At 64.5% G+C, this 6,548-nt stretch carries 8 protein-coding genes; 7 read left to right on the top strand and 1 reads right to left on the bottom strand.

Features of this window, described 5'->3' with window-relative positions; genetic code table 11:
* From MA09_RS02275 to MA09_RS02305, 7 genes are all read left to right on the top strand, one after another.
* Positions 1 to 692, top strand: a 692-nt coding sequence (locus MA09_RS02275) for a YgcG family protein (protein WP_036244996.1), incomplete at its 5' end; no start/stop codon positions are given.
* Positions 692 to 1,201, top strand: coding sequence for a TPM domain-containing protein (locus tag MA09_RS02280; RefSeq protein WP_036244998.1), 510 nt, complete (start codon positions 692 to 694; stop codon positions 1,199 to 1,201). The genes MA09_RS02275 and MA09_RS02280, both read left to right, overlap by 1 nt.
* Positions 1,202 to 1,445: 244 nt before the next feature.
* Positions 1,446 to 1,835, top strand: a complete 390-nt coding sequence (locus MA09_RS02285; RefSeq protein WP_161783186.1) for a type II CAAX prenyl endopeptidase Rce1 family protein — start codon at positions 1,446 to 1,448, stop codon at positions 1,833 to 1,835.
* A gap of 74 nt (positions 1,836 to 1,909) precedes the next feature.
* The gene (locus MA09_RS02290) at positions 1,910 to 2,674 is read left to right on the top strand and encodes an SDR family NAD(P)-dependent oxidoreductase (protein ID WP_036245002.1); all 765 of its coding nucleotides are present in this window, start codon (positions 1,910 to 1,912) and stop codon (positions 2,672 to 2,674) included.
* 586 nt (positions 2,675 to 3,260) lie between these two features.
* A complete protein-coding gene (locus MA09_RS02295) occupies positions 3,261 to 3,575 on the top strand; it encodes a hypothetical protein (RefSeq protein WP_036245005.1) in 315 nt (104 codons plus the stop codon).
* A 113-nt stretch (positions 3,576 to 3,688) separates the two neighbouring features.
* The gene (locus MA09_RS02300) at positions 3,689 to 4,090 is read left to right on the top strand and encodes a VanZ family protein (RefSeq protein ID WP_036245006.1); all 402 of its coding nucleotides are present in this window, start codon (positions 3,689 to 3,691) and stop codon (positions 4,088 to 4,090) included.
* A gap of 161 nt (positions 4,091 to 4,251) precedes the next feature.
* Positions 4,252 to 4,920, top strand: a complete 669-nt coding sequence (locus MA09_RS02305; protein ID WP_152594535.1) for a hypothetical protein — start codon at positions 4,252 to 4,254, stop codon at positions 4,918 to 4,920.
* 328 nt (positions 4,921 to 5,248) lie between these two features.
* Here MA09_RS02305 and MA09_RS02310 read toward each other — a convergent pair.
* The coding region (locus MA09_RS02310; RefSeq protein ID WP_036245008.1) for a glycoside hydrolase family 2 TIM barrel-domain containing protein at positions 5,249 to 6,548 on the bottom strand (1,300 nt) is incomplete at its 5' end.

Here is a 6,548-nt window from a genome sequence, read left to right on the forward strand (position 1 = left end):
TGCTGGCCGACTACGAGGCCCGTACCGGGAGCCAGATTGCCGTGTTACTGGTGAAATCGACCGAGCCCGAAGCGATCGAGCAGTTCAGCATCCGCGTCACCGACGCCTGGAAACTGGGCCGCAAGGGCGTCGACGACGGCGTGCTGCTGATGGTGGCGCGTGACAATCCAAGTTCGCTGCGCCGGCTGCGCATCGAGGCCGGCCGTGGTGTACAGGGCGTGCTGACCGACGCGCAATCGAAACGCATCCTGCAGGACGTAATCGCACCGCACTTCCGCCAGAACCATTATTACGAAGGCCTGGTGGCCGGCGTCGGCGCCATCGCCACCCTGCTGAACAAGGAAAGCTTCCCTGCTCCGGCACAGCAGCCGGCGCCGCAGCGCCAGGTGCAGGTCGACACCGGCGGTGGTTTTTCGCTGTTCGGGTTCCTTCCCCTCCTGATCGGCTTTTTCCTGCTGCGCTCCATGTTCCGTCCACGCCGCAGCCGGCTCTCGCCGCACCACTGGGGCCACCGCCGCCGCAGCGGCCTGGGCGATGTCGCGACCGGCATCATCCTCGGCAACATCATGAGCGGCATGGGACGCGGCGGCGGCTTTGGCGGATTCAGCGGCGGCGGGGGCGGATTCGGTGGCGGCGGATTTTCCGGCGGTGGAGGCAGCTTCGACGGCGGCGGCGCCTCGGGAGACTGGTAATGGGCTTCAATCAACGACTCAAACGCGCCTGGCGCCACCTGACGAGCAGCAGTGGCGAGGCCAAGCGCGCTTTTCCGGAAACGACGCTCACCGCGATCAGCGAGGCGATCACCGCCGGCGAGCAAACCCACCGCGGCGAAGTCCGCCTGATCGTCGAAAAGGCCCTGCCCTTCGACGACGCCTGGGACGGTGTCACGAACCGTCAGCGTGCGCTGGCCCTGTTCGCGGACTACGGCGTATGGGACACCGAGGACAATTGCGGTGTGCTCATCTACGTCAACCTTGCCGAACACAAGGTGGACATCGTGGCCGACCGCGGCATCGACCGCAAGATCGACAGCGCCACCTGGCAGGCGGTATGCCGCACCATGACGGACGGCTTCAGGCAAGGCCGCTTCCATGACGCGACCCTGGCCGCCATCGGACAGGTCAACGAGCTGCTTCGACAGCACTTCCCGGCCAACGGCAGCCGCGCCAACGAATTGCCGGACAAGCCGCTGATGCTCTAAGGGTGTCAAGCAGCTTCTCTTGATGCCGCGCTGCCTTCGATGACGGCGCATGCTTATCATGGGCGGCACCGTATCCTTGCAGCGTTCCATGGCACATCGGATCACGACCATCCCGCCTCGGCTGGCCTGTTGGCGCGCCCGGCTCGAGCGACGGCCCTACCGTGCCGCGGCTGCGCTGGGCGCCTGCCTGGGCATCGTGGGCACGCTCTGCACCCTTTGCGTGATCGGGGTCGTGCTGCAGTTTTTGCCCCCCGAGCAATGGGGACACTCCGCAGCTGCCGGCCTCGGCCGGTTCGGTCCCGCCTGGATCTTCCTGATCGCCGTGGTCTATGCCCCCGTCGTTGAAACCTTGCTCGCCCAGGTCCTCCCGATGGAGCTCGCGCACCGCCTCGGCGCACCCTCGTCCGCCTGCGTGCTGCTGAGCGGGCTGGTATTCGCCTGCGGCCACTACCTGAATGGGGGGCTTGCCCACGGCATGACCACCTTCTTCGGAGGAATGATCCTCGCCTGCGCCTATGTGGCGATGCGCTGGGCCGGCGTCGGTCCCGCCGTCCTGGCCGCGGGTACGGCACACGCGGTGCAGAACGGGACGGTCCTGTTCGTGCTCGCTCCCCTGCTTCCGGGAGGCGCGTAGGGCGGCGTCGGCAAATCCCCCCTCCATGGCTCGCTGGATACAATGGCGGATCCAGGACACTACGAAAGCCCACCATGAGATTAGCCAATAGAATCGCCATCGTCACCGGCGCCACCCAGGGCATCGGCCTTGCCTGCGCCACCCGGCTCGTGCAGGAAGGCGCGCGCGTCATGCTCGTCGATATCCGCCCCGAAGGCCGGGATGTCGCAGCAAAGCTCGGCGATGCCGCCCGCTTCCACCATGGCGACGTCAGCCTGAAGGCCGATGTCGATGCAATGATCGCCGCCACCTTGGCGTCATTCGGCCAGATCGATATCCTCGTCAACAATGCCGGCGTGACGCACGCGGCGGATTTCCTCGACCTGGCGGAAGACGACTTCGACCGCGTGTTGCGCATCAACCTGAAATCGATGTTCCTGTGCAGCCAGGCAGCGGCGCGCGAAATGGTGAAACGCCAGACTGGGTGCATTATCAATATGTCCAGCGTCAATGCCGAATTGACCATCCCGAACCAGGTGCCGTATGTGGTCTCGAAAGGCGGCGTCAAGCAGCTGACCCGCGTGGCAGCGATCAGCCTGGCCGAGCATGGCATCCGCGTCAATGCGATCGGCCCCGGCACGATACTGACCGAATTGGCGAAGAAGGCGGTACTCGGCAGTCCCGAAGCACGCCACACGATCCTGTCGCGCACCCCGCTCGGGCGTTGCGGCGAGCCCGAGGAAGTGGCCGCCGTGTGCGCCTTCCTTGCCAGCGACGACGCCTCTTACATCACCGGCCAGACCCTGTACGCGGATGGTGGCCGTATGGCATTGAACTACACGGTGCCAGTACGCGAATAAACGTTCTTGCTCAGCTTAGCGAAACAGATATTCGGAACATCAATGTCTGGTATCCGTATTCTAAATTGGACGTATATTTGGCGGCGCAGCATAATGCACCTGTCTCCACTATTCTCCTCCAAGAAAATAGTTTTAAGCCCGCCTCGAGCGGGCTTTTTTTTGCCCGCACGTTTCCAGGCTGTTTCTTTACAGTTCCCGGCCACTGCGTTCTGCCCGATATTGTTGAGATCACGGAAGCCCTGCACAGTTCGGCGACCATGCGTCACGTTTGATCACTGTCACAGCGTGGTCACAATCGCCCCATATACTTTGACTCACCTGCGATACACGCAACCGATATGCGTGATGGCAGCAGGTGTGCTGCGCCAGGGGTGCAACACACCAACCGATTACGTCTCTTGGCCCGATCTTGGGTTGTGCCCGCCAGTTCCTGGCGGGCATTTTTTTCTTCACATTAGCAACACACTATCAAAAATCTGCCCGCTGGGCTTGAAGCCGTGCTGGATTTCGCTATGATGAAGCTCCCCTCCTGCGTTTTCCTCCTTTGCAGGGTTGCGGGGACAACACGATAATGGGAGCCTGTCCTATGAATCTACGTGTATCCGAGACCTACGCGCATCCGCCCGAAGCGTCTGCCTGCCGCCGCCATCATGCCGACGGCAACCTGGTGCTGAGCGAACTGAATCCCCTTGCCGTCATCGACCAGCTCGACGACGCCAGCGCCACGCTGAACCTGCTGACCTTCGGTAGCGTGCGCGAAATCTGTCCCAAGTGCCAGCACACCCATCTCAAGCTCGTGCTGCGGCAGAACAGCGTACGCATGGCACACCTGTTCTGCGCCGACTGCGAAAGCTGTTTCGACGCCCATTACACGAACGGCGCCCCCGCGCTGACGATCTGAACAAGCAGTCGACAGTGCGCCGGAGCGCTGGCCGCAGGAATGCCGGACCGGTCGGTGCGACAGGAAAAACAAGCGGTGTGATATCGTTGGCATTTGTCCGGCGTTCTATTGTCATGCCCGCTTTCCTGTCCTTCCTGTTGTTCGATCCACGCCTGCGCTCCGCCCGCATCAAGACTGCGCTCGTGCTGTTTGCGGCTGTGATCCTTGCCGGTTCGATCCCCGGGGCACGCGCCGAAGTGGGCGAATTCGCACCCGGCGTGGTGCTGCACGGCCTGACCTACGCCTTCCTGAGCCTGCTATGGTTCCTCGGCAGCACGGGAAGCGGCCCCGTGCGCGCGGCCAAGACCGTGCTGGCGATCGCCCTGATGGGCGCCGGCGACGAGCTGGTGCAGAGCTTCCTGCCCTACCGCAGCGGCGACGTGCGCGACTGGATGATCGACGTGAGCGCGGCGCTCTTGACCAGCACCCTGCTGGCCGTGATCGTGCCGCAGCACGACACCGTACGCCAACGCTGACCTTCCACGCAGCAAAAAAATCCGCCGGCCTCTTGGGCACCTTGATCCAGCTCAGGCACATCCCGAGTCGGCTGGAACGCTGACGCGCTTCCCCCCTCTCACTTCAGTGGCACGTGGCATCGTCACGCATCCGATTGAACATCCACCATAAGGAGTTGACCATGAAGCAAAGACACCAGAGCATGCTCCTGGCGGGCTTGCTGGCTGTATCGCTGGGCCTGGCCGGGTGCGCCGGCATGCGCGGCGGCGGCGGCGGCGACACATCTACTGGCGCGAGCGGCGCGAGCGGCACTACCTCGGGCGGTTCGAGCGGCACCACTGGCGCAACCGGGACCGGCGGCTCCAGCAGCTACGGCGCCGGCAGCGCCACCGACGCCTCCGGCAATCCCACCGGCAGCAGCGGCAGCTCGAGCAGCCAGGGGACCATGGGCACCGGCACCTCCGGCAGTTCGGGCAGCTCTGGCACCTCGGGCAGCAGTGGAACCAGCGGCACCAGCGGTTCCTCGAGCTGGGACCAGTCCGGCAGCACGGGAGCATCGGGCAGCACCGGCTCGTCGGCGGCAGCCGGTACCTCGGCGGCCGGCAGCTCCAGCCCCAACAGCACGGTCCTCGCCATCGAAGTCGTTCCCAGTGAGAGCACGACCTCGGGCAGCTCGGGCTCTGCCGGCAGCACCGGCTCGAGCGGCGCAGCCGGCGCTACCGGCGCAAATAGCTACCGCGTTACGGTGCGCATGGACGATGGCAGCACCCAGGTCGTCAACCATGGCAGCACACCCGACTTCCGCAGCGGTGACCGCGTGAACGTCACCAGCGGCGTCATCCAGCGCTAAGTACGCGAAGAGAAATACATGTGAATTCTGGCAAACTGAGCCGAATGCGATGCAAGGTGGCAACTGCGCCGCAGTACGAGCAATGCAAGCAGGAGCCAACGCGGCAGCGTGCCGGTTACGGCAGCCAGGACCACATTGATGTATGGGCGAGTATTTAGGCCCGCCCGTACCGAATCGCGCTGCGGCATCCGGCAAGAAGACTGCTGCAGCGTCCACCGCCGGTTGCGACGCCGTCTCGCCATCGTCGCGCCCCGCACCGGCAGGCCGCCTCGCCACAAAAAAACGCGCACCTTGCCGGGTGCGCGTTTTTGTTCGCTTCCCTGAACGATTACGGCATGCCCGTTCCACCCGGGAGGCCATCGCCCTCCGCTTCGACATCCTTGCGCTGCAGCGGCACGTTGCGGGTAGCGGCGCTGATCACCTCCAGCGGCAGCTTCGGCGTGCGGTCCGCATTGAGCAGGCCGTTCGCTTCCTGGAAGGTATCGGTGAACTGCGTGTAGCAGAAGCCGCTGAACATGAAGGTTTCGTTCACCACCCGCAGAAGCTCGCGGTACAGCGACAGGTAGCTTTCCGCCGTGTGCGCCCGCGAGTAGCCCCAGGTGGTCTTGTCCGCATCCGGATCCTGCTTCGGATCGTAGGCGATGCCGCCGAACTCGGTGAGCACGATCGGCTGGCCGCGGTGCGGGAAGCCGTCCAGGGTCAGGATGCGGCCGCCCGGACGCCGCTGGTCGAACAGGGTGCGCACCGGGTCGGTGACCGCATAGCGCGCCCCCAGCTTCTCCGGGTCGCAGTCGTAGTCGTGGATGCCGAGGATGTCGGTGGCCGAGGCCTCCCAGCCGTCGTTACCGATCACCGGCCGGGTCGAGTCGAGCGTGCGTGTCAGGTGGTACAACGCCTCGACCGCATTGCGGTGCGCCTGGGTCAGGGTCAGGTTCGGCACGCCCCAGGACTCGTTGAAGGCGACCCAGACGATGATGCAGGGATGGCTGTAGTCGCGCTGGATCGCCTCGGTCCATTCGCGCACCATGCGCGTGATGGCGCGCGAGCTGAAGCGATAGGCCGAGGGCATCTCTTCCCATACCAGCAGGCCGAGCTTGTCGGCCCAGTACAGGAAGCGCGGGTCCTCGATCTTCTGGTGCTTGCGCACGCCGTTGAAGCCCATCAGCTTGACCAGTTCGACGTCGCGCTTCAGGTGCTGGTCCGACGGCGCCGTCATGAAGGATTCCGGCCAGTAGCCCTGGTCCAGCACCAGGCGCAGCTGGTAAGGACGTCCGTTGAGCATGAAGCGGTCGCGGTTGATCGAGACCGAGCGCAGCGCCGTGTACGAGCGGATACGGTCGAGCACCTTGTCGCCGCAGCGCAGGGTCACCTCGGCATCGAGCAGGGTCGGCCGCTCGGGGCTCCAGAGGATCTCGTTGCGCGAATCGTCGATACCCGGGTCGGACAGGGCAATCTTGCGGTTCGCCTCGCCGGCAAGCAGCTTGTAGTAGTCGTCCGCCAGCAACTGCTCGCCGTGCCAGATCTTGACCTCGACAAACAGCTCCTGCTGGGTATGGCCGGCCGCGAACACCTCGCAGCCGATTTCGTAGGTCTCGAAGATCGGGGTCCAGCGCAGCGAGGCGATGTAG

This window comes from Massilia sp. BSC265 (genome assembly GCF_000740675.1).
Classification (GTDB): Bacteria; Pseudomonadota; Gammaproteobacteria; order Burkholderiales; family Burkholderiaceae_D; genus Telluria.